This is a genomic window from Collinsella sp. AF38-3AC (assembly GCF_003474365.1).
Classification (GTDB): domain Bacteria; phylum Actinomycetota; class Coriobacteriia; order Coriobacteriales; family Coriobacteriaceae; genus Collinsella.
Genome location: NZ_QROM01000041.1, coordinates 1 through 1547, shown reverse-complemented (window position 1 = coordinate 1547; position 1547 = coordinate 1). Strand labels below are relative to the sequence as shown.

Sequence of the window (1547 nt, the reverse complement as noted above, 5' to 3'; positions counted from 1 at the left end):
GGGGGGTGTTCCTATAGTTTTGTCAACTGGGAAATGCTCTCCGTGCGACCGGATCGCGGCATGCTGACGCCAAGCCATTAGGCCGGTGGGCTTCAGTCTGCTCGGTGCGTTTCGGCTAGGCTGCGTAAGGCACCCTGTCTCGCATGACCGCGTAGATGACCTTCAGTCTCTTTCGCGCCAGCGCCTTGAGCGCCTTGCCGTGCGACATGCCCCGCTCTCGGCACCTGGTGTAGTAGTCGCCCCATCTCCCCTCTGTCCGGGTAAGGCAGTTGCATGAGAATATGAGCAGGTTCTTCAGCCTCTTGTTGCCTTGGCGCGATGCCGTCACCGAGGAGATCGAGGTTCCCGACTGGCGGTTGCGCGGCGCCAAGCCGCAGTACGACGCGAGCCTGTCGTGACTGGGGAAGTCTTCGATGTCGATGGAGATCGCAAGCTCGGAAGCGGTTTTGGGCCCGATGCCCGGCACCGTCAGGAGGCATCGGTAGGTATCGTCGCCCTCGAGCAGGGCGGAGATCTCCGCCGTGATCGCCTCGATCTCCGCCGAGTTCTCGGATATCCTGCGCGCGAGCAGTTTCACCGCCCGGTCCTCGGCGGCGACGACCGACGCATCCGGCCTTGTCGAGGAGGTTGTCGAGCGGACGAGGGCCTCGATCTTACCGCGCGCCGCCCCACGCGTGAGCGCCGCCGCCCTGCGGGGCCCGGCGTCGGCTACCGACCAGGCCCCGCCGAGGGATGCCATGAGCCTCAGCTGGCACCCGTCGGACAGGTCGACCAGTGCCTCGAAGGCGGGGCACGATTCCAGCAGGATGCTGCGCAGCCGGTTCTTATTCCTAGTGTTCTCGCAGGTCAGGAAGTTCCTCTGGGCGGCCAGCGCCCTCGCCGCCGCAATTGTCGGACCTGGGTCTCCGACCGGCAGGAGCGCGTCGGGGATGCCAAGCGCCGTCTTCGCGATGACCATCGCGTCTCGCTCGTCGGTCTTGGCGTCGCCGGCGAAGAGCCTGGCGGCCCCGTGCGCCGCGAGTCCCGGCAGGTACGCCGCCGACATCCCGGCCGCCCTGGCGCGGGCGAGCGCGAGGGCGCCTATGTTGCGCGACTGGTCGACGACCACGAGCGCATCGGGGAAGCGGCCGAACAGCGAGTCCAGGTCGTCCTCCCTGTTCGCGACGGGGGTGCTCAACAGCACCTCGCCATCTCGAGTCGCGACGCATGCCCAGTGGGACGATTTCCCGACATCGAGCCCGATGACGGCTTCCGGCATTCTAATTGGTGCCACGGTGGTATCCTCCAATCGGTAGGCCGATCGGAACCCCTCCCCGCGACACCCACATTACCTGGCCGTGGCGCTTGCGCCCGGCAGTTTCCTATCAGTCGTCCGGAGCGGCGAGCGCCCCCGGTGGCAACACCCCCCGGGCCCTCTACGGGGCAGGGGCAGACGGCCATCCGGAGGCGCCCGATCGGCGGCCCCTCGGGGCTTGCCCGTATCGTAGGCAATGCGCCGAATGCTCGCCATCGAAATTTATCGATGGCCTATTTCAGACTGTAATGGG

The 1547-nt window shown here is 66.6% G+C and carries 1 protein-coding gene; it reads right to left on the bottom strand.

Going from position 1 to position 1547, the window contains the following annotated elements; translation table 11 throughout:
- Positions 1–115 precede the first annotated feature (115 nt).
- On the bottom strand, positions 116–1258 hold the full coding sequence (locus DW029_RS11085; protein ID WP_117735289.1) for an IS110 family transposase: 1143 nt from the start codon (positions 1256–1258) through the stop codon (positions 116–118).
- Positions 1259–1547 lie beyond the last annotated feature (289 nt).